General features: G+C 70.6%; 24 protein-coding genes. 12 read left to right on the top strand and 12 right to left on the bottom strand.

Features of this window, described 5'->3' with window-relative positions:
- The first annotated feature begins 416 nt into the window (after positions 1 to 416).
- Entirely contained in the window at positions 417 to 1,643 is a 1,227-nt protein-coding gene (locus ACY34M_RS12650; RefSeq protein WP_462718523.1) for a trypsin-like serine peptidase, read from the top strand.
- 118 nt (positions 1,644 to 1,761) lie between these two features.
- On the opposite strand, the gene hflX is transcribed toward ACY34M_RS12650, so the two are convergent.
- The 6 genes from hflX to miaA all read right to left on the bottom strand — a co-directional run bounded on the left by hflX (position 1,762) and on the right by miaA (position 9,708).
- The gene (hflX, locus tag ACY34M_RS12655; protein WP_462718524.1) at positions 1,762 to 3,270 is read right to left on the bottom strand and encodes a GTPase HflX; all 1,509 of its coding nucleotides are present in this window, start codon (positions 3,268 to 3,270) and stop codon (positions 1,762 to 1,764) included.
- Between the two features lie 176 nt (positions 3,271 to 3,446).
- Positions 3,447 to 4,904 (bottom strand): M1 family metallopeptidase, encoded by a 1,458-nt coding sequence (locus ACY34M_RS12660; RefSeq protein ID WP_462718525.1) that lies wholly within the window; start codon positions 4,902 to 4,904, stop codon positions 3,447 to 3,449.
- A 90-nt stretch (positions 4,905 to 4,994) separates the two neighbouring features.
- Complete coding sequence (locus ACY34M_RS12665) at positions 4,995 to 7,118, bottom strand: RelA/SpoT family protein (protein ID WP_462718526.1); 2,124 nt, start codon at positions 7,116 to 7,118, stop codon at positions 4,995 to 4,997.
- Positions 7,119 to 7,257: 139 nt separating this feature from the next.
- The gene (dapF, locus tag ACY34M_RS12670) at positions 7,258 to 8,127 is read right to left on the bottom strand and encodes a diaminopimelate epimerase (RefSeq protein WP_462718527.1); all 870 of its coding nucleotides are present in this window, start codon (positions 8,125 to 8,127) and stop codon (positions 7,258 to 7,260) included.
- 67 nt (positions 8,128 to 8,194) lie between these two features.
- Positions 8,195 to 8,662, bottom strand: a complete 468-nt coding sequence (locus ACY34M_RS12675; protein ID WP_462718580.1) for a hypothetical protein — start codon at positions 8,660 to 8,662, stop codon at positions 8,195 to 8,197.
- A 107-nt stretch (positions 8,663 to 8,769) separates the two neighbouring features.
- Positions 8,770 to 9,708, bottom strand: coding sequence for a tRNA (adenosine(37)-N6)-dimethylallyltransferase MiaA (gene miaA / locus ACY34M_RS12680; RefSeq protein WP_462718528.1), 939 nt, complete (start codon positions 9,706 to 9,708; stop codon positions 8,770 to 8,772).
- A 198-nt stretch (positions 9,709 to 9,906) separates the two neighbouring features.
- Here miaA and ACY34M_RS12685 point away from each other — a divergent pair, with 198 nt between their 5' ends.
- Both ACY34M_RS12685 and ACY34M_RS12690 read left to right on the top strand, forming a co-directional pair.
- On the top strand, positions 9,907 to 10,170 hold the full coding sequence (locus ACY34M_RS12685) for a hypothetical protein (RefSeq protein WP_462718529.1): 264 nt from the start codon (positions 9,907 to 9,909) through the stop codon (positions 10,168 to 10,170).
- Between the two features lie 38 nt (positions 10,171 to 10,208).
- A complete protein-coding gene (locus tag ACY34M_RS12690) occupies positions 10,209 to 10,493 on the top strand; it encodes an antitoxin (RefSeq protein ID WP_462718530.1) in 285 nt (94 codons plus the stop codon).
- A 75-nt stretch (positions 10,494 to 10,568) separates the two neighbouring features.
- On the opposite strand, the gene ACY34M_RS12695 is transcribed toward ACY34M_RS12690, so the two are convergent.
- Complete coding sequence (locus ACY34M_RS12695; protein ID WP_462718531.1) at positions 10,569 to 11,270, bottom strand: class III extradiol dioxygenase subunit B-like domain-containing protein; 702 nt, start codon at positions 11,268 to 11,270, stop codon at positions 10,569 to 10,571.
- Positions 11,271 to 11,409: 139 nt separating this feature from the next.
- Complete coding sequence (miaB, locus tag ACY34M_RS12700) at positions 11,410 to 12,942, bottom strand: tRNA (N6-isopentenyl adenosine(37)-C2)-methylthiotransferase MiaB (protein ID WP_462718532.1); 1,533 nt, start codon at positions 12,940 to 12,942, stop codon at positions 11,410 to 11,412.
- A gap of 145 nt (positions 12,943 to 13,087) precedes the next feature.
- Between miaB and ACY34M_RS12705 the strand changes: the two genes are divergently transcribed.
- The gene (locus tag ACY34M_RS12705; RefSeq protein WP_462718533.1) at positions 13,088 to 14,083 is read left to right on the top strand and encodes a TAXI family TRAP transporter solute-binding subunit; all 996 of its coding nucleotides are present in this window, start codon (positions 13,088 to 13,090) and stop codon (positions 14,081 to 14,083) included.
- On the opposite strand, the gene ACY34M_RS12710 is transcribed toward ACY34M_RS12705, so the two are convergent.
- Complete coding sequence (locus tag ACY34M_RS12710) at positions 14,062 to 15,573, bottom strand: sensor histidine kinase (protein ID WP_462718534.1); 1,512 nt, start codon at positions 15,571 to 15,573, stop codon at positions 14,062 to 14,064. The genes ACY34M_RS12705 and ACY34M_RS12710 overlap by 22 nt on opposite strands.
- Before the next feature lie 18 nt (positions 15,574 to 15,591).
- Positions 15,592 to 16,281: a response regulator transcription factor gene (locus tag ACY34M_RS12715; RefSeq protein ID WP_462718535.1), complete on the bottom strand. Its 690-nt coding sequence runs from the start codon at positions 16,279 to 16,281 to the stop codon at positions 15,592 to 15,594.
- Positions 16,282 to 16,528: 247 nt separating this feature from the next.
- On the opposite strand from ACY34M_RS12715, the gene ACY34M_RS12720 reads away from it, so the two are divergent.
- From ACY34M_RS12720 to ACY34M_RS12755, 8 genes are all read left to right on the top strand, one after another.
- On the top strand, positions 16,529 to 17,308 hold the full coding sequence (locus tag ACY34M_RS12720; RefSeq protein WP_462718536.1) for an amino acid ABC transporter ATP-binding protein: 780 nt from the start codon (positions 16,529 to 16,531) through the stop codon (positions 17,306 to 17,308).
- Between the two features lie 93 nt (positions 17,309 to 17,401).
- Positions 17,402 to 18,322, top strand: a complete 921-nt coding sequence (locus tag ACY34M_RS12725; protein ID WP_462718537.1) for a glutamate ABC transporter substrate-binding protein — start codon at positions 17,402 to 17,404, stop codon at positions 18,320 to 18,322.
- A gap of 160 nt (positions 18,323 to 18,482) precedes the next feature.
- A complete protein-coding gene (locus tag ACY34M_RS12730; protein WP_462718538.1) occupies positions 18,483 to 19,130 on the top strand; it encodes an amino acid ABC transporter permease in 648 nt (215 codons plus the stop codon).
- Positions 19,127 to 20,125, top strand: coding sequence for an amino acid ABC transporter permease (locus ACY34M_RS12735; RefSeq protein ID WP_462718539.1), 999 nt, complete (start codon positions 19,127 to 19,129; stop codon positions 20,123 to 20,125). Before ACY34M_RS12730 ends, ACY34M_RS12735 begins: the two co-directional genes overlap by 4 nt.
- Positions 20,126 to 20,337: 212 nt before the next feature.
- The gene (locus ACY34M_RS12740; protein ID WP_462718540.1) at positions 20,338 to 22,050 is read left to right on the top strand and encodes an FAD-dependent monooxygenase; all 1,713 of its coding nucleotides are present in this window, start codon (positions 20,338 to 20,340) and stop codon (positions 22,048 to 22,050) included.
- A gap of 61 nt (positions 22,051 to 22,111) precedes the next feature.
- Positions 22,112 to 22,201 (top strand): putative leader peptide, encoded by a 90-nt coding sequence (locus ACY34M_RS12745; RefSeq protein ID WP_385769274.1) that lies wholly within the window; start codon positions 22,112 to 22,114, stop codon positions 22,199 to 22,201.
- Positions 22,202 to 22,294: 93 nt separating this feature from the next.
- On the top strand, positions 22,295 to 22,867 hold the full coding sequence (locus ACY34M_RS12750; RefSeq protein WP_462718581.1) for a cupin domain-containing protein: 573 nt from the start codon (positions 22,295 to 22,297) through the stop codon (positions 22,865 to 22,867).
- Complete coding sequence (locus tag ACY34M_RS12755) at positions 22,858 to 23,259, top strand: rhodanese-like domain-containing protein (RefSeq protein ID WP_462718582.1); 402 nt, start codon at positions 22,858 to 22,860, stop codon at positions 23,257 to 23,259. The genes ACY34M_RS12750 and ACY34M_RS12755 overlap by 10 nt, the downstream gene beginning before the upstream one ends.
- 117 nt (positions 23,260 to 23,376) lie before the next feature.
- Here ACY34M_RS12755 and recX read toward each other — a convergent pair whose 3' ends face one another.
- Both recX and recA read right to left on the bottom strand, forming a co-directional pair.
- Entirely contained in the window at positions 23,377 to 24,159 is a 783-nt protein-coding gene (gene recX / locus ACY34M_RS12760; protein WP_462718541.1) for a recombination regulator RecX, read from the bottom strand.
- 6 nt (positions 24,160 to 24,165) lie between these two features.
- A complete protein-coding gene (recA, locus tag ACY34M_RS12765; protein ID WP_462718542.1) occupies positions 24,166 to 25,287 on the bottom strand; it encodes a recombinase RecA in 1,122 nt (373 codons plus the stop codon).
- Positions 25,288 to 25,406 lie beyond the last annotated feature (119 nt).

Consider the following 25,406-nt stretch of genomic DNA (forward strand, 5'->3'; position numbering starts at 1 on the left):
CAGGCACAGGATCGGTCACCGCCACGGCTGTTGGTCCTCCCGCTGGATATACGGCCGAAAAGCCCCCTCGACTCAGCGACCGGCGGGGCGAGTTGACGCGCCCTGAACGCCAACTGCAGTTCCCCCGTACGTACCAACGACGAGACGGGCGGAGGAACACGGCTCGTACCGGACTCATGAGCAGACCTTTGCCAGATGCCCGCGGCAAGGGCCGCCACGGGCAGTCGGCGGCCGGCCGTGCCTCAACGATCTGCGTCGACCGGAAGATCCCTCCGTGACGGAACCGTTGCTGTTCCGTCGGTCGTCGCCGACGGCACCGGCATAGGGTGGTGTGCCGTTCGGAGACGAGGGCTCGCTCTCCTCCACCGCACGTGTACGGCCGTTCAACCATTTCGAAGCCCAGGGGGATTCACGACATGCGACCCATACGCCCGCTGTTCGCCGCGCGCCGCACTCGAGGCGTGCGAAGCAGAACGTCCCCCGTGGCGGCGGCGGTCGCGCTCGGTGCCGTGGTCGCTCTGACCGCCACGGCGTGCGGTCCGGGCGAGAACAACGCGAACGACAAGCCGACCGCCTCGGCGTCCGCGGGCGACGGCAAGTTCAAGATCCCGGACGACATCCAGGACCGGCTGAAGGAACACGGGATCGACCCGGACAAGTGGAAGGACGGCGAGTGGAAGAACTGGGACAAGGACCAGTGGCTGCGTGAGGCGCAGGACTTCGTCAACCCGATCATCGACGGGCTGTGGGACTCCAGCCGGATGCGGGACGCCGACAAGCCCTCCGGAGGCGAGGTCGACGAGAACGACCTCTCCGGTGACCAGGGCGTGACGGACCCGGAGCCGAGGCCGGTGGCCGCGGCGGGCGTGTCCACTCCGTACCACGCGAACGCGCCGTACTCGGGCAAGCTGTTCTTCGACGGGCCCGAGGGTTCGATGGTCTGCTCGGCGACCGTGGTCTCCGACCCCGCGCACCCGGGCAAGTCCAACATGATCTGGACCGCGGGCCACTGTGTGCACGCGGGCAAGAACGGCGGCTGGTACCGCAACATCGCGTTCGTCCCCTCGTACAACGACAGCGGCAAGTCCGCGCAGGAGCTGCGGAACACGCCCAGGAGCGAGGTGGCTCCGTACGGCGTGTGGTGGGGCGACGGGGCGCTGACGTCCGACCAGTGGATCAATCAGGGCGGCCCGACCGGCGGCGCGGGCGCGTCGTACGACTTCGCGACGATCCATGTGACGCCGGAGGAGGGCAGCAGCACCACCAAGTCGCTCGAGGAGACGGTGGGTGCGGCCCTTCCGGTGGAGTTCAACGCTCCGGCGGTGCCGAAGGTCGCGCAGCTGACGGCGAAGGGCTACCCGGCGGCGGCCCCGTTCGACGGGCAGAAGCTGTACCAGTGCGCGGACAAGCCGGGCCGTCTCTCGCTGAACGACGCGGATCCGACGATGTACCGCATCGGCTGCACGATGACGGGCGGTTCGTCCGGCGGTGGCTGGGTCGGCCAGGGCTCCGACGGCCGGCCCGCACTGGTGTCGAACACCTCGATCGGCCCGCAGACGGCGGGTTGGCTCGCCGGCCCGCGGCTCGGCAAGGAGGCCAAGGGCATCTACGACTCGATGAGCAAGAAGTTCGCCGGGCAGTGAGCCCTCGCGGCGCAACCGGCCGGACCCGGGACTGAACCAGGACTGAACCGGCCGACCACACGACTGAGCCCCTCCCCGGACCACCGGGGAGGGGCTCAGTCCTGTTCTGTACGGGCCGTCAGCCCGCGACCGCCGCCGGAACGTACGGCGCGAATTCCGCCGCGAGTTCCTCGTGGACGCGTGCCTTCAGGAGCGTGCCCTCCGGGGTGTGCTCCTCGGAGATCACCTCGCCGTCGGCGTGCGCCCGCGCGACCAGCTGGCCGTGCGTGTACGGCACGAGGGCCTCGATCTCGACCGCGGGACGCGGCAGCTCGTCGTCGATGAGCTGGAGCAGCTCCTCGATGCCCTGTCCCGAGCGGGCCGAGACGGCGATCGAGCGCTTCTCGACGCGCATCAGGCGCTGCAGCACCAACGGATCGGCCGCGTCCGCCTTGTTGATCACGACGATCTCGGGCACGTCCGTCGCGCCGACGTCGCGGATGACCTCGCGTACGGAGGCGAGCTGCTCCTCCGGCGCGGGGTGCGAACCGTCGACCACGTGCAGGATCAGGTCGGAGTCACCGACCTCCTCCATGGTCGAGCGGAACGCCTCGACGAGGTGGTGCGGCAGGTGCCGTACGAAGCCGACCGTGTCGGCCAACGTGTAGAGGCGGCCGCTCGGGGTCTCGGCCCGGCGCACGGTCGGGTCGAGGGTGGCGAACAGCGAGTTCTCCACCAGTACGCCCGCGCCCGTGAGGCGGTTGAGGAGCGAGGACTTGCCGGCGTTGGTGTATCCGGCGATGGCCACCGAAGGCACCTTGTGCCTGCGGCGCTCCTGCCGCTTGATGTCGCGGCCGGTCTTCATCTCCGCGATCTCCCGGCGCATCTTCGCCATCTTCTCGCGGATCCGGCGCCGGTCCGTCTCGATCTTGGTCTCACCGGGACCACGGGTGGCCATACCGCCGCCCGAGGAGCCGGAGCCACCGCCACCCATCTGCCGGGACAGCGACTGACCCCAACCACGCAGGCGCGGCAGCATGTACTGCATCTGCGCGAGCGCGACCTGCGCCTTGCCCTCTCGGGACTTGGCGTGCTGGGCGAAGATGTCGAGGATCAGGGCGGTCCTGTCGACCACCTTGACCTTGACGACGTCCTCGAGGTGGATGAGCTGGCCGGGGCTCAGCTCACCGTCGCACACGACGGTGTCCGCTCCGGTCTCGAGCACGATGTCGCGCAGCTCCTGGGCCTTGCCCGAGCCGATGTACGTCGCCGCGTCGGGCTTGTCGCGGCGCTGGATCACGCCGTCGAGCACGAGGGCGCCCGCCGTCTCGGCGAGGGCGGCGAGTTCCGCCAGGGAGTTCTCCGCGTCATGAACCGTTCCCGACGTCCACACGCCGACGAGTACGACGCGCTCCAGGCGGAGCTGTCGGTACTCGACCTCGGTGACGTCCTCGAGTTCGGTGGAGAGGCCGGCGACGCGGCGCAGAGCCGCACGCTCGGAGCGGTCGAACTGATGACCGTCCCGCTCTCCGTCGATCTCGTGGCTCCAGGCGACGTCCTCTTCCATCAGGGCATCGGCCCGAAGGCTCTCGGTGTGGTTCTGCACCATGTTCTGCGCGTCCTGGGAAGGGGAAGAAGAGGAGGTCATTGGGTCCTTACGTCTGTGGGATTCGGGATGTGCGACGGGTGTCACACCCGTCATCTCTGACAACGCGCGGCCTGCTCCGGGGATTCCCGCGAGGACCGATCCGGTGGCCCGCGCCGTCGACATCGACGATATTCGCACGGTACGGGCCGTCTCGTCATCTGGATTGTTGCCCGGTGTCAGCCCTTCGACACCGGGTCGGACTTCCAGTCCGGGTGCCCCGGCATGGGCGGCGTCTTCTTGCCGTACAGCCAGGCGTCGAAGAAGCCGCTCAGGTCCCGCCCGGCGACCTGCGAGGCGAGCTGCACGAAGTCCTTGGTCGTGGCGGTGGAGTCACGGTGCGTGCCCACCCAGGCGCGCTCCAGGTGCTGGAAGGCGTCCGCGCCGATCTCCTGGCGCAGGGCGTAGAGGACCAGGGCGCTGCCGTCGTAGACGACCGGCCGGAAGATGCTGATCTTCCCGCCCGTGGGTGCCTTGGGCGCGGCGGGCGGTCCGCCCTCGGCGCGCCAGGCGTCGGACACGCGGTAGGCGGCGCGCATCCGCTTCGCCATGGGCCGGTCCGCCTTCTCCTGGGCGTACAGGGCCTCGTACCAGGTGGCATGGCCCTCGTTGAGCCACAGGTCGGACCAGCTGCGGGGGCTGACGCTGTCGCCGAACCACTGGTGTGCCAGCTCATGGACCATGATCGACTCGATGTACCACTTCGGGTACGCGGAGCGCACGAACAGCTCTCTCTCGAAGAGAGAGAGTGTTTGCGTCTCGAGTTCGAAGCCGGTGGACGCGTGGGCGATCAGCAGCCCGTAGTTCTCGAAGGGGTAGGAGCCGACCTTCCGCTCCATCCAGGAGATCTGGCCAGGCGTCTTGTCGAGCCACGGCTTCAGCGCCTTGGCGTCCTTGGCCGGCACGACATCACGCACGGGAAGCCCGTGCGGACCCTGGCGGTGCAGCACGGCGGAGCGGCCGATGGACACCTGGGCCAGCTCCGTGGCCATGGGGTGGGCGGTGCGGTAGACCCACTGCGTGGCTCCCCCTTGTCGCTTCTTTGCGACGGGGAGGCCGCCCGCGACCGCCGTGTACTCCTTGGGGGCGGTGATCCGGAAGGTGAAGTAGGCCTTGTCGGAGGGGTGGTCGTTCGAGGGGAACACGCGGTGCGCGGCGTCGGCCTGGTTGGCCATCGCGAGCCCGTCCTCGGTGCGCACCCAACCGACTTCCTTCTTGCCGGGCTTGGGGTCGCTGGTGTGCCGCACGGTGATCTGGAGTGGTTGACCGGGCACGACGGGCGTGGCGGGCGTGACGATCAGGTCCTCGCCCTTGCTGTCGTACTGCGCCCGCGCCCCGTTGACCAGCACCGAACGGACCTTGCCGTGCGAGAAGTCGAGGTTGATCCGGTCGAGCGAGGAGGTCGCCTGCGCATTGATCTTGGTGACGGCGTCGAGGGGCTTGCTGTTGTCACCGTGGAACGTGAAGGAGATGTCGTAGTCGGTGACGTCGTAGCCGGGGTTGCCCAGCTGCGGGAAGAGCCGGTCGCCGATGCCGAGCGGTTCGGCCGGTTGCGGCGCGGCCGCGGCGACAAGGGCGAGCGAGGCGCCGGCGGCGAGCAGCGCGGCGACACGGGGCGTTCGGGAGCTGAGCAGCATGAACTACCGCTATCAGCGCACGCCTGCGTACACGGCGCGGCACGCGCCGCACCACCCGAACGAGGAGTCCGGGTGGCGGCAGGGCGGGTCCTAGAGGGCGCCCGCCGCGGCATGTCGCGTGCGGCCCACGTCGTACACGCCCGGCACGTTGCGCATCGCCCGCATGAGGCCCTGGAGGTGCGCGGCGTCCGGGAGTTGAAGCGTGTACGTGTGCCGGACGCGGCCCTGGTCGGGCGGGTCGACGGTCGCCGAGATGATCGCGACGCCCTCGAGCGCTATGGCCTCGGTCAGATCGGCGAGCAGGTGGGGACGGCTGAACGACTCGGCGATCAGCGTCACGCGGTACTCGCCGGCCTCCGCGTCCGCCCAGCGCACGCCGACCTCCGCGCGCCCCGCGTCCTTCATGCGCGCCGCTCCGGAGCAGGCGACACGGTGCACGGTGACGACGCCGCCGCGTACGGCGAACGCGGTGATCTCGTCGGGCGGCACGGGCGTGCAGCAGCCCGCGAGGCGCACCGTGGCGCCCGGCTGGTCGACCACGGCGTTCGCCGCGGCGGGCCGCGCCGAGGGGCCGCTGTACGGGGCGCGGGGCGCCGATGGCGGGGCGGTGGGCCCCTCCGGGTGGGCGGCCAGCCAGCGGCGGATGGCGATGCGGGCGGCGGGTGTACGGGCGTGGTCGAGCCAGGCGACCGAGGGCTCGGACGCGGCGGAGCCCTCGACCCCGGCCATGAGCAGCTGGACCGTGTCACCGTCGCCGAGGACGGTACTGAGCGTCGCCAGGCGGCCGTTGACCCGCGCGCCGATGACGGCGTGGGCGTCCTCGCCGTACTGCGCGTACGCGGCGTCGACGCAACTGGCGCCCGCGGGAAGGCCGATGGTGCCGCCGTCGGGCCGGAAGACGGTGATCTCGCGGTCCTGGGCGAGGTCTTCGCGCAGCGTCGACCAGAAGGTGTCGGTGTCAGGGGCGGACTGCTGCCAGTCCAGCAGCCGGCTTAGCCAGCCGGGACGTGTGGGGTCGGAGCGCTCGCCCAGGGTGTCCAGATGTTCCTCGGCGGAGGGCGCGTACGGATTGCCGAGCGCCACGACGCCCGCCTCCGCGACCTTGTGCATCTGGTGCGTCCGGATGAGGACTTCGGCGACCTCGCCGTCCGCGCGGGCCACCGCGGTGTGCAGCGACTGGTACAGGTTGAACTTCGGTACGGCGATGAAGTCCTTGAACTCCGAGACCACCGGCGTGAAACAGGTGTGCAGTTCACCGAGGACGCCGTAACAGTCCGCGTCCTCGTTCACGAGCACGAGCAGGCGTCCGAAGTCGGCCCCGCGCAGCTCGCCGCGCTTGCGCCGCACCCGGTGGACCGACACGAAGTGCCGCGGCCGGATGAGCACCTCGGCGCTCAGGCCCGCTTCCCGCAGCACTGCCCGCAGCTCGGTCGCGAACCCGGCGAGGGAGTCCTCGGTGCGCTGGGCGTAGGACGTCATGAGCTCGCGGGTCTGCGCGTACTCCTCGGGACGCAGAATCGCGAACACGAGGTCTTCGAGCTCGGTCTTCAGTGCCTGCACGCCGAGGCGCTCGGCGAGCGGGATGAGGACGTCGCGGGTGACCTTGGCGATCCGTTCCTGCTTCTCCTGGCGCATCACGCCGAGGGTGCGCATGTTGTGCAGGCGGTCGGCGAGTTTGATCGACATGACGCGCACGTCGTTGCCGGTCGCGACCAGCATTTTGCGGAAGGTCTCGGGTTCGGCAGCCGCCCCGTAGTCGACCTTCTCCAGCTTGGTCACGCCGTCGACGAGATAGGCGACCTCCTCGCCGAACTCCTCGCGCACCTGGTCGAGCGTGACCGCGGTGTCCTCGACGGTGTCGTGGAGGATCGAGGCGGTCAGCGTCGTGGTCTCCGCGCCGAGCTCGGCCAGGATCAGCGTCACCGCGAGCGGGTGTGTGATGTACGGCTCGCCGCTCTTGCGCATCTGGCCGCGGTGCGAGGACTCGGCCAGCACGTACGCGCGGTGCAGCGGCTCCAGGACGGCGTCGGGGTGGTGGGCGCGGTGGGCCTCAGCCACGTGTCCGATCGCGTCGGGGAGGCGGCCGCGGGCGGCGGGGCCGAGCAGCGCGGCCCGGCCGAGACGGCGCAGGTCGATCCGGGGGCGGCCGCGTCGACGCTGGGCCCCGGGCGTGATCGGCCCCCGGTCCGCGGGGTTGGTCGCCTCCGCACTCATGAGCACCTCCGGCTTTGTCGACCGGCGGCGGGCTGGCGGCGGCACCCGTCCGGACCGGTGCTTGATGCTACCGAGCCCATCACGTGGCGCAGTCCCGCTCTCGCCGAGCGTGAAACGGATCACCCATTCGAGCGAAGGTTCACTGGTTTACGGTTTCGATTGCCGCGAACCAGTCGGTGTCGAGCCGACCCTCCGCGACGATCACGGCGGGACCGGTCATCTCGATCTCGCCGTCCGGACGCTCGGTGATCGTCAGCCTGCCTCCGGGCAGATCGATCTCGTATGTGACAGGAGCCCCGGTCACGGCCGGGTCCAGGCCGTCCCTGCGGGCGGCCGCGACGGCCACCGCGCAGGCGCCCGTGCCGCAGGAGCGGGTCTCGCCGGAGCCCCGCTCGTGCACGCGCATGGCGACGTGCCGCGGTCCTCGGTCGACGACGAACTCGACGTTCACACCCTCCGGGTACGCGTTCGCCGGCGCGAACGGGGGCGGCTCGTACAGGGCGCCCGCGTGTGCGAGGTCGGCCACGAAGGCGACCGCGTGCGGGTTCCCCATGTTCACGTTCGTCGCCGGCCAGGACCGCTCGTCGACGCTGACCGTGACGTCGCCCTCGGGGAGCGCCGCCCTGCCCATGCCGACCGTGATCAGGCCTTCCTTGTCGATGTGGACGGTCTTGACGCCGCCTCGGGTGGCCACGGCGAGGTCGCCCTCGCCGACGTGCCCCGCGTGCTGGAGGTAGCGGGCGAAGACCCGCACCCCGTTGCCGCACATCTCGGCCACCGAGCCGTCGCCATTGCGGTAGTCCATGAACCACTCGGCCTCTTCGGCCATGTGCCGCGCCTCGGGGTGGGCGGCGGTGCGCACGACGTGCAGCACACCGTCGGCCCCGATGCCGGCCCTGCGGTCGCACAGCGCGGCGACGACGGTCGGCGAGAGCGCGATGGCGTTCTCCGGATCCGGGATGATCACGAAGTCGTTCTCGGTCCCGTGACCCTTGAGGAAGGTGGTCATTTCTCGATCGTACGAGATCGGTCCGACAACCTGGTCGGCGGAGGTCCTTCAGGGGTGCGTGGGGCGGTCAGCGCAGCCGTGCGACGCGCCACACGGCGAGCACCGCGACGCCCACGACCACGACCACGTACGCGCCCACGACCCGCCAGTCCGGCCACCGGCCCGAGCCCCGCGGCGGCAGCCCCGGCAGCGTGTAGCCCACCCGGCGGGCCGCCATCATGCCCCAGCCGGCCGCGCAGGAGCTGATCAGGAGGCCGAGCATCGCGACGACCGCGCCGCCGTCGCCGAACTCGAAGAACAGCGGGAACGCGAACATCAGGGAGCCGATCGCGGCCAGCATCACGATGGGTGCCAGCTGCCAGATCCGGAGCCTGCGCTGCGGGCGCAGCTCGACCTCGACCTCTTGGCCCTCGTCCTGTGCGGCGAGCTCGTCCGCGGTCGGGCCGTCGTCGATCACCCCGTCGGCTGTCGCCTCCGGGCCGTCGGTGCTGAGCTGTTCTCCGCCTGGTGCGGTGTCACGAGGGCCGGCCTCCATCGCCACGCGCCCTCCCACTCCGGACTCCACTGGTCGATCGATGGTCGATGATGGCACGCCCACAGAGGCCGGGATGACGGGCGGAGCGTCCCGATGCCATCACGTGATCAGGCTGTAACCGGTCGTTCGACCAACGACATTGCGCGAGCCGGAAGTTCTCCGCGTTCGGCCACGGCCCCACTGAGCCAATGCACCCGCGGGTCGCGCCGGAACCACGAGTCCTGGCGGCGCGCGAAGCGCTTGGTGGCGCGGACGGTCTCCGCGCGCGCCTCGTCCATGGTGCTTTCGCCGGCGAGCGCCGCGAGCACCTGCTGGTAGCCGAGTGCACGGGACGCGGTACGCCCTTCGCGCAACCCCTGCCCCTCCAGCGCGCGTACCTCTTCGACGAGACCTGCGTCCCACATACGGTCCACGCGCGTGGTGATGCGTTCGTCGAGTTCGGGGCGCGCCACGTCGACGCCGATCTGGACGGTGTCGTAGACCGAGTCGTGTCCCGGCAGGTTGGCGGTGAACGGTTTACCGGTGATCTCGATGACTTCGAGGGCGCGGACGATGCGTCGGCCGTTGCTCGGCAGGATCGCCGCGGCGGCCTCCGGGTCGGCGGCGGCGAGGCGGGCGTGCAGGGCGCCGGAGCCGCGCAGCCGGAGTTCGTCCTCCAGGCGGGCGCGGACCTCGGGGTCGGTGCCGGGGAACTCCATCTTGTCGACGGCACCCCGTACGTAGAGGCCCGATCCGCCGACGAGGACGGGCCAGCGGCCGGCCGCGAGCAGTCGGTCGATCTCCGCACGGGCGAGCCGCTGGTACTCGGCGACGCTGGCGGCCTCGGTGACGTCCCAGATGTCGAGGAGGTGGTGCGGCACCCCGGCGCGCTCCTCGGGCGTCAGCTTGGCGGTACCGATGTCCATCCCCCGGTACAACTGCATGGAGTCGGCGTTGACCACCTCGCCGCCGAGTTCCTTGGCGAGGAAGACGCCGAGATCTGACTTTCCTGCCGCGGTCGGCCCGACGACGGCGATGACCCGCGGGGCGGGAGCTGCGCTACTCACCGCCCCAGTCTCGCAAACCCGGACGCCTGCTCACGAATGAGCTACGTGACGCCACGGGTGCGGGTTCGTTTCCTGTTGCGAGGTTCCAGCCGCCGGTTTCGAGGAGCCGGCGCCCCGGTGGCCGCAATGGGACGCACCGGGTAGGGCGGGATTTCGCCCACACGAGTAACGTATGGAGTTGAGATGGGCGTTTTTGCCATGTTTCGCCGGAAAGCCAAGGATGCGGACGAGGCGTCGATCGCCGAGCCCCGGTCGGCCGTCCTGACGGCCGCTCCGGAGTCGACGGACGCCGAGGAGCCCGCCGAGGCCGCCGCGGCCCCCAGCGCGGAGCAGGAGGCCACGGAGGCCGCGACCGAGGGCGTGGCGGCCGAGGCCGTCGCGCCGGAGGGCGTCGAGATCCCGAAGCAGCAGTCCGCGGAACAGGCCGCCGACAACGAGGCCGGTGAGGGCGTCCGCAAGTAGCTCCCCGAGAGCTCCGTGCGACGGAAGAAGGTGCAGCCATGGGCATCCTGGACTCGTTGAAAGCCAAGCTCGCCCCCGCCAAGGGCAAGGTGTCCGACCTCGCGCAGCAGCACGGGGACAAGATCGACCAGGGCCTGGAGAAGGCCGGCAAGCTGGTCGACGAGAAGACCAAGGGCAAGTACAGCGACAAGATCCAGATGGGCACGGACAAGGCGAAGGACGCCGTCGGCCGAGTGTCCGATCCGGACGGCAAGAGCGCCGAGAACGCCAGGGGGACCGACGACGGGGACAACCCGCCTTCGCCCCCTTCCGCGGCATCGTGACGCCGCGCACACCCCACCGACGGCGACGGCCGCGGAGCCCGATGGCTCCGCGGCCGTCGCCGTTCACGGGGTGCATCAGGTCCAGGACGCCACGAAGTAACCCACTCCGTAGGGCGCGTCCTCGTACAGAAGGCGGCCCGTTCCGTCCTGCTTCTCCCAGGCGGCGCTGAGGAGCTGCCACGGGGCGCGTCCTGAGATCTTCAGTTCGCGGGCGAGGTCGGCATCGAGGTGCGCGAGCGTGCCGTCGGCGTCGAGGTCGCGCAGGGCCGCGGCGATGGCGGCGTCCACGCCCTCGGCGCGCTCGTCCAGGTAGCCGGGGGCCTTCAGCGTGCGGCACGCCGTGCCGTCACCCATGACGAGGAACGCCACGCGCTCCGCTCCTGCCGTGCCCTCCGCCAGAGGCGACGCACCGTCGACAGCGGCATCCCCCGCCACCTCGTAGCCGCGCACCTCGCCGGTCCAGCCCGCGCGCGCGAGCAGCCACGCGCCTACGGAGAGAGACACCGGGAGCGTGGCCCGCGCACCGTCCGACGGCGCGCCCAGGTGCACGTCGAGGTCGACGCCGAAGGGGCGGAAGGAGCCGCGGGCGCCGGTCTCGTGGGCGCCCGTGCGGGAGCCCTCACCGATGACCCACACCAGGTCCGGCTCCGCCGCGAGCAGCGCCGCGACCGCCTCGTCGCACGCCGCGCGCGCGACGTCGAGTTCCGGGGCCGCACCCGCGGCGACCTCGGGCACGAGCAGGGGCGGACATGGGCAGGCGGCAGCGGCGACAAGCATGATCGGCAGCCTACTGCGCGCCCGCCGCGGACCGGAAAGTCGGCCTCCGCCCCAGGAAAGTCGGCCTCCGCCCCGGAAATCGGCCTCCGCCCCGGAACAGGGCGGGCACCGGCGAACCCGTCGTGTCTCCGCTGCCCCGTCAGTCGACGGCGCAGCCCCCGGTCACCACGGGCAGCGGCTCGGGAACGCCGACCTGCGGGAGGCCGAGCAGCACGCCCTGCTTCTTGTCCTGCTCCTCCTGGTTGCGCTTTTCCCACGCGTCACCCGCGCGCGTGCGGCGCACGTCCAGGACGTCGCCCTCGGCGAGCAGGTGGTGCGGGGCGGCGTACGTGATCTCGACGGTCACGACATCGCCGGGGCGTACCTCGGCCTCGGGCTTGGTGAAGTGCACGAGCCGGTTGTCGGGGGCGCGGCCGGAGAGGCGGTGGGTGACGCCGTTCTTCCGGCCCTCGCCCTCGGCGACCATGATCTCCAGGGTGCGGCCGACCTGCTTTTTGTTCTCCTCCCAGGAGATCTCCTCCTGGAGGGCGACGAGGCGCTCGTAGCGGGCCTGCACGACCTCCTTGGGGATCTGGCCCTCCATGGTGGCGGCCGGGGTTCCGGGGCGCTTGGAGTACTGGAAGGTGAAGGCCTGCGCGAAGCGGGCCTCGCGCACGACGTGCATCGTCTGCTCGAAGTCCTCCTCGGTCTCGCCGGGGAAGCCCACGATGATGTCGGTCGTGATGGCCGCGTGCGGCATGGCCTCGCGGACCTTCTTGATGATGTTGAGGAACCGCTCCTGGCGGTACGAGCGGCGCATCGCCTTCAGAACCGTGTCCGAGCCGGACTGCAGCGGCATGTGGAGCTGCGGCATCACGTTCGGGGTCTCGGCCATGGCGGCGATCACGTCGTCCGTGAAGTCGCGCGGGTGCGGGGACGTGAAGCGGACGCGCTCCAGGCCCTCGATGCCGCCGCAGGCGCGCAGCAGCTTGCTGAAGGCCTCACGGTCGCCGATGTCGCTCCCGTAGGCGTTGACGTTCTGGCCGAGCAGCGTGATCTCGGAGACGCCCTCGCCGACCAGGGCATCGATCTCCGCGAGGATGTCGCCGGTCCTGCGGTCCTTCTCCTTGCCGCGCAGCGCCGGGACGATGCAGAAGGTGCAGGTGTTGTTGCAGCCGACCGAGATGGAGACCCAGGCCGCGTACGCGCTCTCGCGGCGGGTGGGCAGCGTGGAGGGGAAAGCCTCCAGGGACTCGGCGATCTCGACCTGTGCGTCCTCCTGGATGCGGGCGCGCTCCAGCAGGACGGGCAGCTTGCCGATGTTGTGCGTGCCGAAGACGACGTCCACCCAGGGCGCCTTCTTCACGATCGTGTCGCGGTCCTTCTGGGCGAGGCAGCCGCCCACGGCGATCTGCATGCCCGGACGCCGCGCCTTCTTGGGGGCGAGGTGCCCGAGGTTGCCGTAGAGCTTGTTGTCAGCGTTCTCCCGCACCGCGCACGTGTTGAAGACCACGACGTCCGCGTCACCGTCGGAGCCCTCGGGGGCGCGCACGTATCCAGCGCCCTCCAGGAGCCCCGAAAGACGCTCGGAGTCGTGAACGTTCATCTGGCACCCGTAGGTGCGAACTTCGTACGTCTTCGTGGTGTCGGGTGAACTGACGTCCACGGCCGGACGCGGGTCGCTGCTGCTCATGAGAACAAGGGTATGGGGTTCCCGGAGTGGTTCTGCTGCGCCCGCCCCGTCCCCACTGGACCGTGGCCCACAGGTCACCGAACGTGACCACAAGGGGACGTTCCGAACCTGGCCACCGAGCGTCACCACCTGGCAGGATCGCGCCATGCCACAGCCGCCCCTCCGCGTCACCCGCCGCAGCGCCCTCATGGGGTCCGTGGCCGGACTCGTGGTGTTCGGGCTGCTGTTGTGGTGGCTGCTACCCCTGGGCGAGCAGTCGCCGCAGGGCCGGGTGACCTTCAGTACGGGCGCGCGGACCGGCGTCTACGAGAAGTACGGCCATCTTCTGCGGCGGGCCATGGACCGCGATCTGCCGGACCTCGGCGTCACCCTGACCAGCAGCGAGGGCTCCTGGGAGAACGTGGAGCGGGTCGCCACCGGCAAGGCCGACTTCACCATCGCCGCGGCGGACGCGGTCGCCAAGTACCAGTCCGAGGGCCGGCCCGGCGCGGAGCGCCTGCGCGGCTGCGCCCGCCTCTACGACGACTACATGCAGCTCGTCGTCAAGCGGACCTCCCCCGTGGAGAAGGTCGAGGACCTGCGCGGCATGAAGGTGGCCGTGGGCGGGCGCAGTTCGGGCGTGCGGCTGATCGCCGAGCGGATCCTGAAGGCGGCGGGGCTCGACGTCGAGAAGGACGTCACCGAGGTGGGCATCGGCATAGACGCCATGCCGCGCGCCCTGGAGTCGGGCGAGATCGACGCGTTCTTCTGGTCCGGCGGCCTGCCCACCAACCACGTACGGGAGCTGTCCGAGGACGCCCCGATCCGGCTGGTCGAACTCGGCTCCCTGGTCGACAAGTTGCACGCCATGGGCGGCTACTCGCGCTACTACCGCGCCGCCGTGATGCCCGCCGACGCCTACCCGGCAGCCCAACAGGGCGAGCCCGTCAGCACGTTGGCAGTGGCGAACCTGCTGGTGACGACCGACCGGGTGGACCCGGAGCTGGCCGAGGCGGTCACCCGTACCGTCATCGACAGCCGTGACCACATCGGGGCGCAGGTGCACGCGGCGCAGCTCGTCGACCTCAGAACGGCCGTCTACACGGACCCGCTCAGCCTGCACGAAGGCGCGAACCGCTACTACCGCTCGGTCAAGCCCTGAGCGGCCGTCTCCCGGCCTGAACCGTTCCCCCCACGGCTCGCATCGAGTCCCTCCTCCGCGGCCCCCTGAGCGGGCACCGGTGCCGTCCTGGGCACACGCAGCGTCACCTCCAGGCCGTGCGGTGCACGCTGCGCGTACCCGAGGGAGCCGCCGCCCGCCGCCAGCAGGGCCCGCGAGATGGACAGGCCGAGGCCCGAGCCCTTGACGTTCTGGTGCTGTCCGCTGCGCCAGAACCGGTCGCCGATCCGGGCGAGTTCCTCCTCGCGCAGGCCGGGGCCGCCGTCGGCGACCTCGATCACCGTCGCATCCCCCGTGGCCCGCGCGGTGACCGTGACCTGCTCGCCCTCGGGGGTGAACTTCAGGGCGTTGTCGACCACGGCGTCCAGGGCGCTGGACAGTGCGACCGGGTCGGCCCAGCCCGTCACCGCGGGGCAGTCGGCCACGAGCCGTACGCCCTTCTCGTCCGCGAGCGGACGCCAGGCCTCCACGCGCTCGGCGGCCAGCTCACCGATGTCGGTCAGCTGGAGGTCCGCGGCGGCGTGCTCGGCCAGGGCCAGGTCGAGCAGGTCGTCGAGGACCCGGCCGAGGCGCTTGCCCTCGGCCTTCACGGACGCGATCTCCTCGTTCCCGTCCGGTAGTTCGAGCGCCAGTACGTCGATGCGCAGCAGGAGGGCCGCGAGCGGGTTGCGCAGTTGGTGCGAGGCGTCGGCGACGAAGGCGCGCTGCTGCTCCAGCACGTCCTCGACGTTGTCCGCCATCTCGTTGAACGACCTGGCCAGGCGCCGGAGTTCCGGCGGACCGCCGGCCGCCGCGACCCGCGACTTCAGGCGGCCGGTGGCGATGTCGTGGGTCGTCGCGTCCAGCACCCGTACGGGCCGCAGCACCCAGCCGGTGAGCCGCAGCGCGGCCCCTACGGCGAGCAGCATCGCGGCCACCTCACCGGCGCCGATGACCAGCCAGCCGCGCAGTGTCTTGCTGCGCATCGCGCCGGTCGGCGACTCGGTGACCACGACGGCGACGACGTCCCCGTCCCGGATGACGGGCGAGGCCACCACGAGCCGCCCCCGCTGCCACGGCCACACCTGCGACGGATCGTGGCTGCCGCGCGAGTACAGCGCCTCGTCGAACGCCGCCCGTACGTCGCTGCCGGCGGCGGACGGCACCCGGAAGTCGTCGGGCGCGCGCCCCATGGGCTCCCGGTCCCGGTAGAAGACGCCCGCCTTGATGCCGTACACGTCGTGGTAGCGCGCGAGTTCGGTGCGCAGCGTCTGCCGCCGCTCGTCGCTGACCAGCCGCTCGCCCTTGCCGGCCTTGTCCGGGCGCGTGGTCACGAACTGCGCGAGGGAGGCGAACCGGGCGGTGTCGTCGATGCGGTCGACGACCACCTTCTGCTGCTCCGCGGAGGCCACGCTCACGGCCAGCGGGAAGCCGAGCGCGAGCAGGACACCCGCCATGAGGACGATGAGCAGCGGAAGCAGGCGGGCGCGCACACCAGGACTCTACGGCTTCTACTGCGCGGCCGGGGCGACGAGCCGATAACCGACTCCCCGCACGGTCTCGATGAGCGTGGGCATGCGCAGCTTGGAACGCAGCGAGGCGACGTGCACCTCCAGGGTGCGCCCGGTGCCCTCCCAGCTGGTCTGCCACACCTCGCTGATGATCTGCTCCCGGCGGAAGACGACGCCCGGCCGCTGTGCCAGGAGCGCGAGGAGGTCGAACTCCTTGCGGGTGAGCTGCACCGCGTCGCCCGCGACCGCGACCCTACGGGTGGGCAGATCTATGCTCACGTCCCCGAACTGCACCCCGTGGTCGACGGCGGCGGCAGGCTCCTCCTGCACCGTACGGCGGCTCACCGCGTGGATGCGGGCGAGCAGCTCCCCGATGTCGTACGGCTTCACCACGTAGTCGTCCGCGCCGAGGTTGAGCCCGTGGATGCGCGAGCGCACGTCCGCGCGCGCGGTCACCATGATCACGGGGGTCGTGGTGCGCTTGCGGATCCTGCCGCACACCTCGTAGCCGTCCAGGTCGGGCAGGCCCAGGTCGAGCAGCACGACACCGAAGGCGTCGGCTTCGGGCACCAGCGCCTGCAGGGCCTCCTCGCCGCTGCGTGCGTGCCGCACCTCGAAGCCGTGCCGGGACAGGACAGCCGAAAGGGCACCGGCCACGTGGTCGTCGTCCTCGACCAGAAGCAGTCTCATTTCGCCCCCTCACCTCTCCCGCGCACTTCACGAAGGCATCCACTCCGAAAAGTAAGGACGGCGTCAAGAGCCTTCCGGTTACGGCCGTGTTCCGTTACGGAGCCGGTATCCGGGGCCCGCGCCCCCTTCACACGTAGTGTCCGGTTGCGGCCGGATCGTTATCCTCAATTTCCCCTCAGATGTAATGACGCTGGTCGTACGGGGTTACTACTGTCCTCCCAACCGAGGAGGACGGAGCAAGACCCCGATGACCGAAGTTTCGGTGACCAAGGACGCCACTCCCCCTGCGGGCGACGCACTGGTCGCGCTGAGTCGAGTCAACAAGCACTTCGGCGCGTTGCACGTACTCCAGGACATCGACCTGACCATCGCGCGAGGCGAGGTCGTCGTCGTCATCGGCCCGTCGGGTTCCGGCAAGTCGACGTTGTGCCGCACGATCAACCGCCTGGAGACCGTGGATTCCGGCGACATCACGATCGACGGCAAGCCGCTGCCCCAAGAGGGCAAGGAGCTGGCCCGCCTGCGCGCGGATGTGGGAATGGTCTTCCAGTCCTTCAATCTCTTCGCGCACAAGACGGTGCTGGAGAACGTGACGCTGGGGCAGGTGAAGGTCCGCAAGGCGGACAAGAAGGCGGCCGAGGAGAAGGCGCGAGCGCTCCTCGACCGGGTCGGTGTCGCCGCGCAGGCCGAGAAGTACCCCGCGCAGCTCTCCGGCGGCCAGCAGCAGCGTGTGGCCATCGCACGGGCGTTGGCGATGGACCCGAAGGTGATGCTCTTCGACGAGCCGACGTCGGCGCTCGACCCGGAGATGATCAACGAGGTCCTGGAAGTGATGCAGCAGCTCGCTCGGGACGGCATGACGATGGTGGTGGTCACGCACGAGATGGGCTTCGCCCGCTCGGCGGCCAACCGGGTCGTCTTCATGTCGGACGGCCGGATCGTCGAAGAGGCCGCACCCGAACAGTTCTTCAGCAATCCGCGCAGCGACCGGGCCAAGGACTTCCTGTCGAAGATCCTGCACCACTAGACGCGCGCCCCGCGCGGGAGCGCAATGTGCGTCCCACGCGCGCGTGTTGCCTTTTCCCTACTGCCGAATCTGCCGACACGAAGGAAGTTCACCATGAAGCTCCGCAAGTCCGCCGCAGCGGCTGCCGCCGTCGCCGCGCTCGCCCTCACCGCAACCGCCTGTGGCGGCGAGTCCGGCAATGCCGGTGACAAGCCCGCCGGGGCCTCGGGTGGCAAGAACCAGCCGAAGCTGCCCACGTACGCGGTGAAGACCGATGTGAAGGTCGACTCCGCGACCCTGAAGAAGGCCCAGAAGGCCGGCAAGATCGTCATTGGTTCCAAGGACGACCAGCCGTTCCTCGGCTTCCAGGACTCCAGCGGCAAGCGCTCCGGCTTCGACATCGAGATCGCCAAGATGGTCGCCGCCGACCTCGGCTTCAAGGCGAACCAGATCACGTTCAAGACGATCGACTCCGGCGTCCGCGAGACCACCATCTCCAAGGGCGATGTCGACCTCTACGTGGGCACCTACACCATCAACGACGAGCGCAAGAAGCAGGTCGGCTTCGCGGGCCCGTACATGATGGCCGGCGCCGACCTCCTGGTCCGCAGCGACGAGAAGGGCATCACCGGCCCGACCTCCCTCAAGGGCAAGAAGGTCTGCTCCATCAAGGGCTCGACCCCGCTGCAGGAGATCAAGAAGCCCAAGTACGGCGCCGAGACCGTCGAGTTGGCGAAGTACTCGGAGTGCGTGCAGCAGCTGCTCAACAACGAGGTCGACGCCGTCACCACCGACGACGCGATCCTGAAGGGCTACGCCGCGCAGAACCCGAAGAAGCTCAAGGTCGTCGGCAAGCCCTTCACCGAGGAGCCCTACGGCGTCGGCATGGCCAAGGACGACAAGGCCCTGCGTGACGCGGTCGCCGACGCCATCGAGGCGCACGAGAAGAACGGCGACTACAAGAAGGCCTACGACGCGACGCTCGGCCTCTCGGGCTCCGCGTACGAGGAGCCGCCGGCCCTGGAGCGCTACTGAGCGTTCAGCGCCGCTGAGTGTCCCTGGGCGTTCAGCACTCCTGAGCGTTCAGCCGCCTGTCTCACGCAGGCAGTGAGTTGACCGCGTCCCTGTACGCCGCGTGGGTGTACAGGGCGCGGCTCGCCCTGCCCGACCGCTGCCGCCCCACGAGGAACTCCCCGTGAATGTACTGCTCGACCACCTTTCGGAATTCCGCGAGGGATTCCTCGGCACCATAGGCCTGACCCTGGCCAGTGGCCTGCTCGCGATGCTGCTCGGCACGCTCCTCGCCGGCTTCCGCGTCTCTCCCGTACCGCCCCTGCGGTACTTCGGCACCGCCTGGGTCACATTGTTCCGCAACACCCCGCTGACACTGCTGTTCCTCGTCATCTGGTTCGCGGTGCCCCAGGTCATCGACTTCGGCTTCAGCCCGTGGGTCAAGGCCCTCATCGTGCTGAGCTGCTACACCTCGTCGTTCGTCTGTGAAGCGGTCCGCTCCGGCATCAGCACGGTGCCGCTCGGCCAGGCCGAGGCGGCGCGCTCGATCGGCATGTCGTTCTTCCAGACGCTCGGCCTGATCATCCTTCCGCAGGCGGTACGCACCGTGCTGCCCCCGCTGAGCTCCATCTTCATCGCGCTGACCAAGAACTCGGCCATCGCGGGCGCCTTCAGCGTCACCGAACTGTTCGGCTGGCAGAAGCTGCTGAGCGACCAGGGCTACCCGATCGCCTGGATCTTCCTGTGGGTGGCGCTCGGCTACCTGGTCATCACCTTCGCCATCAGCCTCCTGTTCCGGTGGCTCGAGAGCACCATGGAGGTCGCCCGATGAGTGCCAGCGTTCTCTACGACGCTCCCGGCCCCAAGGCCCGGACGCGCAACCGGATCTACACCGTCGTCGGCACGCTCGCGGTCCTCGGCCTGATCGTGTTCGTGATCGCGCAGCTCGCGTCCAAGGACCAGTTCGCCGCCGAGAAGTGGAACATCTTCAACTACGCGAACGTCCGTACGGCGATCCGCGACGGCATCCTGACCACCCTGAAGGTCTTCGCCGCCGCCGGCGCGCTCTCGCTGCTGCTCGGCGTGGTGCTGGCCGTGGCCCGCTCCTCGGAGCACCGGCCGATCCGCTGGCTCGCCACCGGCTTCATCGAGCTCTTCCGCGCCATCCCCCTGCTGATCACCATTTACGCCCTGTGGGTTCTTTTCCTCACCTACAAGAGCGACCTGGGCGCCGTCGGCCAGAACAGCGCCTTCTGGGCACTGGTGATCGGTCTGACCATCTACAACAGCTCGGTTCAGGCGGAGGTGCTGCGCGCCGGCTTCCAGGCGGTGCCGCGCGGACAGGTCGAGGCGGCGTACGCTCTGGGCCTGCGCAAGTACCAGGTGATGACCACGCTGCTGCTGCCGCAGGCGATCCGGTCGATGCTGCCGACGATCATCAGCCAACTTGTGGTCACCCTCAAGGACACCTCGCTCGGCTACATCATCACCTACGCGGAGCTCCTGTACGCGGCCCGCAAGCTGGCCAACAACACGCTGGTCGGCGGCGAGTACCCGTACGTTCCGGTACTCATCGTGACCGGCACGATCTACGTCCTGATGTGTCTCGCCCTGTCCGGGCTCGCCAACTGGATCGAGCGGCGCGGCCGTCGCGCCAAGACGGGCATCAAGGTGGCCGCGGCCGCCGAACCCGTCGCCGAGGGCGGGCTGATGGACGCCGCGGACCTGCCGGGCGGCGCCGGCCACGGTTCGGCCACCCTCGAGCGCCCCGCCGAGCAGCCGGGGACCGATGACCGATCCGAAGGACCCGACGCTCCCAGGGGTTGACCCCACCCCCGGCGCGGGGCCCGAGCACGACGGCGGCAGTGGCTTGATCGCCACTGCCGCCGTCACTTGACGCAAGCACCGGCAATGGGTTGCATACGCTCTGTGAACGCGCACCCCGCTCCAACTGCCCGTCCTTGTTGGTCCAGTACGTCGCCCGTGCCCTGGCACGGGACACTCCCCGACGGGCTTCGCGGTGCGGGAGGGGCCACGCCGTGGACCCGGTGATCGTCGTCGGCGCGGGTCCTGTCGGGCTCGCGCTGTCCCTGGCCCTCGCGCGGCACGGCGTGCCCTCCGTGATCCTGGACGAGGGCCCCGGCAAGGACGAACCGCGGCCCGCCCGCACGGTGGTGCTGCGCGAGGACACCGCGGCCCTGGCCGAGCGGCTCGCGGGTACGTCGTTCGAGGGGATCGGCGCCCGTTGGACGGGCTGGCGCTCCATGCGCCGCAAGCAGGTGATGGGTGTGCTCACCTTCGGTGAGCACGGTGCGACGGGTGAGTCGGAAACGTCCGGTGGACCGGGGTCACCCGGGCGGACGGTGACGCCCGGCGGGCCGACGACGTCCGGCGGGCCCGGCGAACCGCTGCCCGCCCCGCTGCACATCGCCCAGCACGATCTCACCGGCGCCCTGCGCAGGGCCGTCGCCGCCGAGCGGCTCATCAAGGTCGCCGTCGACAGCCGCCTCGACTCGATCGAGGAGGAGAAGACGGGCCTGACCGCCCATACCCGCGGCTCCAAGGGCACCTGGTGGCGCGGCAGTTACCTCGTCGGCTGCGACGGGCCGCGCTCCACGGTCCGCAAGCTCCTCGACATCCGCTTCCCCGGGCGCACCGCCGTCGAACGACACGCGGTCGCCGCGCTGCGTGCGGAACTTCCGTGGCCCGGTCAGGCGTTGCTCCATCGGAGCCCTCCGTGGCGGACCTCGGGTCGTTCGGGTTCGGAGGTCGTCGGTCGTCCCCTCGCCGACGGCGTCTGGCGCCTGGACTGGCTGCTGCCGCCCCGCAGCGACCTGGTCACCCCGGACGCCCTGGTGACTCGCATCCGGGAGACCCTCGCGGGCTGGTGCGGAGGCTCCACCCCGCCGTACGAGCTGCTCGACACCGGAGTCCACACGGTGCACCACCGGCTCGCGCGCCGCTGGCGCGTGGGCCGGGTCTTCCTCGCCGGGGACTCCGCGCACCTGCTGGGCGCGCTCGGCACGCAGGGCCTGGACGAGGGGCTGCGCGACGCCGACAACCTCGCCTGGAAGCTGGCCATCGCCTGGCACGACGCATCGCGCTCCGAGCCCGACGCGCTGCTCGACAGCTACCAGGCCGAGCGCCGGGCCGTGGTCGCCGGGCGGCTGCGCGCCGCGGACCAGGCGCTGCCGATACTGCGTGGCGGTGGCGGGCTACGAGCGTACGTCCCCGGAGCCGCGCGCGGGCACGACGCTCTGCTCACGGACGGTCACCTGGGGCACGGACCGCTGGGCGCGCCGGGGGTGTACGCCGATTCCCCGCTCGCGCCCGCGCGCTCCGAGTCGCAGGTGGAGGTGGGCACGGCGCCCGGCGCACCGGTCGCCGATGTCGAAGTGACCGCACCCGACGGCTCGTTCGTACGCCTGAGGGACCGGATCGGCCGCGGACCACTGCTCGTCGTGCTCGTCGCCCCCGGCACCGGGGTGTGGGAGCGCAAGCACTGGATGTCGGCGGGGCTGATGCCCCGGCTCGCGGCGGCCGTCTCGGCGCTCCCCCACGACGCCGAGCTGCTCGTCGCGGAGACGTACCCGCAGGCCGCGGCGCACACCGTGCTGCTGATCCGGCCCGACGGGCATCTGGTCACGGCACTGAGCGGCGTACGACCCGCGGAGCTGTACGAGGCCGCGCGCACGGCCCTCGGCAGGCCCGCGGAGGAGAACGGTCCGGTGAAGAGCGGCGCCGGCCGCTGAGCCACTCGGTGATCCTTTCGGTGAGTTGACCGTCCCGTGCCCCCATGGTGTACTCCGGAGCGTGACGGTCGACACCGATGTACGCCTGTGGCGGAGGGTCCATATGGACCTCGTCCGCTATGCGGGCTGCGTGTGTCACCCCTCCTGCTGAATTCGCATTCTTTCCCCGCGCGTACGCCGTGCACCGCTCCGTGACCACGGAGCCCGGTGCGGCGCGCGCTTCTCGCGAACTCCCAGGACGGTACTGGTGTCTCCTTCTGCTTCTTCCGCGTCCGCGTCTGATTCCGCTGCCGCGCGAACCACTTCTTCCCGTACGCCGTCGGCCGCGCCCACGCAGGCCGACCTCCTCGCATTCGTCCGCAGCGTCGCTGAGGACCGCGAACTGATCGCCTCCCTGCCGCTCGATCCGGAGGGCCGCAGCTGGCTGCGGCTCGAGGGCCCCGACGGCAGCGAGGCCTGGCTCATCGGCTGGCCGCCGGGCACCGGCACCGGCTGGCACGACCACGCCGAGTCCGTCGGCGCCTTCCTGACGGCGCGGGGCTCGCTCAAGGAGAACTCGCTCGCCGCCCGTCTCCCCACCGACGGCTGGAGGACCCTGGAGCTGTCCGAAGACGTCGACAGGGAACGACAGTTGACGGCCGGCGAGGGGCGCGCCTTCGGCCGCCACCATGTGCACGAGGTACTGAACGAGTCCCTCACCGAGCACGCCGTCTCGGTCCACGCCTACTACCCACCGCTCCCCCGGATCCGGCGCTACAGCCGCACAGGACCGGTGCTGCGCCTGGAGTCGGTGGAGCGCCCGGAGGACTGGCAGTGAGCGACAACCCGGTGGGCATCGACGAGCTTCTGGAACGGGTGCGGTCCGGGCTCGACCGCGTCGAGGCACAGGACGCGTTCGACGCGGCGTCCCACGGCGAGGCGCTGCTCGTCGACATCCGGTACGCGGCGCTGCGGGAGCGCGACGGGCTGATCCCCGGCGCGCTCGTGGTCGAGCGCAATGAACTGGAGTGGCGCCTCGACCCCCGCGGCAGCCACCGCGCCCCGGAGGCCACCGGCCACGACCTGCGCATCGTGGTCGTCTGCAACGAGGGCTACGCGTCGAGCCTCGCCGCCGCCTCCCTGCACCAACTGGGCCTGTACCGCGCGACGGACCTGGTGGGCGGCTTCCAGGCGTGGCGGGCGGCAGGGTTGCCGGTCACGGGGGCGTGAAAGGCCGGTGCGGCGGGGGCAGGAGGAGCGCCCCCGCCGCACCCCGGCACCCCGGCACCCCGGCACCCCGGCACCCCGGCACCCCGGCACCCCGGCACCCCGGCACCAGCGGAGCCGTTACTCTCCGAACCCCAAGTCCTCGGTTTCCTCCCCCTCTTCCTCCAACGCCTGCCGCACCACGCGCAGCGCCATGCCCTCCGGGTAGCCCTTGCGGGCGAGCATCCCCGCGAGGCGGCGCAGCCGCTTGTCGCGGTCGAGGCCCCGCGTGGAACGGAGCTTGCGCGCGACGAGTTCGCGCGCGGTCTCCTCCTCCTGGTCGGAGTCGAGCTGCCCGACCGCCTCGTCGATCACCGTCGAGTCCACGCCCTTGGTGCGCAGTTCACGGGCGAGCGCGCGGCGGGCGAGCCCCCGGCCGTGATGCCGCGACTCCACCCAGGCGTCCGCGAAGGCGGTGTCGTTGATGAGCCCCACCTCTTCGAAGCGGGTCAGGACCTCCTCCGCCACGTCGTCCGGGATCTCGCGCTTGCGCAGCGCGTCGGCCAACTGCTTGCGCGTGCGCGGAGTCCCGGTGAGCAGACGCAGACAGATGTTCCGCGCCCGCTCAGCCGGGTCTCCTGACGGCGCCCCCCGCTCGGCCCTCGACGAGCCAGGGGGGCCGTCGTCCTGTGCGGCGCCGGACGGATCCCCGAATCCACCCCGGCGCCGACGCCCACGCGGTCCGGTCCCGCCCCGCGATCGTCCACCACGGCGCGGCCCGTCCGCCGCGCCGCTCCCCGCCTCGACGTCGTCCCCGGCCTCGTCGAACGCCATGTCGTCGTACGCCCCGCTGTCCCCGCGCCCCCGGCCCTCGGGGACAGCGAAGCGCACGTCGTCATCGGCCCAGTCGGTTCGTCGTGTCACGGCGGACTAGCTCTTGGCCGCCGCGGCCTTGGACTTGGTCGCCTTGGGCGCGGGCACCGTCTTGGCCGCTTCCTCGGCGGGAGCGGCCTCCGCCGCCGCGTCCGTGGCCGGCTCGCTGCTCGGCTCCGCGGGCTGAACGCCGACGCCCAGCTTTTCCTTGATCTTCTTCTCGATCTCGTTGGCCAGGTCGGGGTTGTCCTTCAGGAAGTTGCGCGCGTTCTCCTTGCCCTGGCCGAGCTGGTCGCCCTCGTACGTGTACCAGGCGCCGGCCTTGCGCACGAAGCCGTGCTCCACTCCCATGTCGATCAGGCCGCCCTCACGGGAGATGCCCTGCCCGTAGAGGATGTCGAACTCGGCCTGCTTGAAGGGCGGCGCGACCTTGTTCTTCACGACCTTGCAGCGGGTGCGGTTGCCGACCGCGTCCGTGCCGTCCTTCAGGGTCTCGATACGCCGGATGTCGATACGCACCGAGGCGTAGAACTTCAGCGCGCGACCACCGGTCGTGGTCTCGGGCGAGCCGAACATGACGCCGATCTTCTCGCGCAGCTGGTTGATGAAGATCGCGGTGGTCTTGGACTGGTTGAGCGCGCTGGTGATCTTCCGGAGCGCCTGGCTCATCAGTCGGGCCTGCAGACCCACGTGCGAGTCGCCCATCTCGCCCTCGATCTCCGCGCGCGGGACGAGCGCGGCGACGGAGTCGATGACGATCAGGTCGAGGGCGCCGGAGCGGACCAGCATGTCGACGATCTCGAGGGCCTGCTCGCCGTTGTCCGGCTGGGACAGGATCAGGTTGTCGACGTCGACGCCGAGCTTCTTCGCGTACTCGGGGTCCAGGGCGTGCTCGGCGTCCACGAAGGCCACCTGGCCGCCGGCCTTCTGCGCGTTGGCAACAGCGTGCAGGGTCAGGGTCGTCTTACCGGAGGACTCCGGGCCGTAGACCTCCACCACACGGCCGCGCGGGATGCCGCCGACGCCGAGGGCCACGTCGAGCGCCGTCGAGCCGGTCGAGATGACCTCGATGGGCTCATGGGTGCGGTCGCCCATGCGCATGACCGCGCCCTTGCCGAATTGCCGTTCAATCTGTGCGAGCGCGGCGTCGAGCGCCTTCTCGCGGTCGGTTCCTGCCATGGGTTCCACCCGATTTGCTTGAGTCGATCGCTTCACGCCAAAGACGCTAACGCCTGCCACTGACAATCGGCCTCGACGCCTGTCTCGCCTGTGGATAACTCGAGGCCCTTCGCCTGGCC

The organism is Streptomyces sp. EDA2-14, assembly GCF_054963755.1.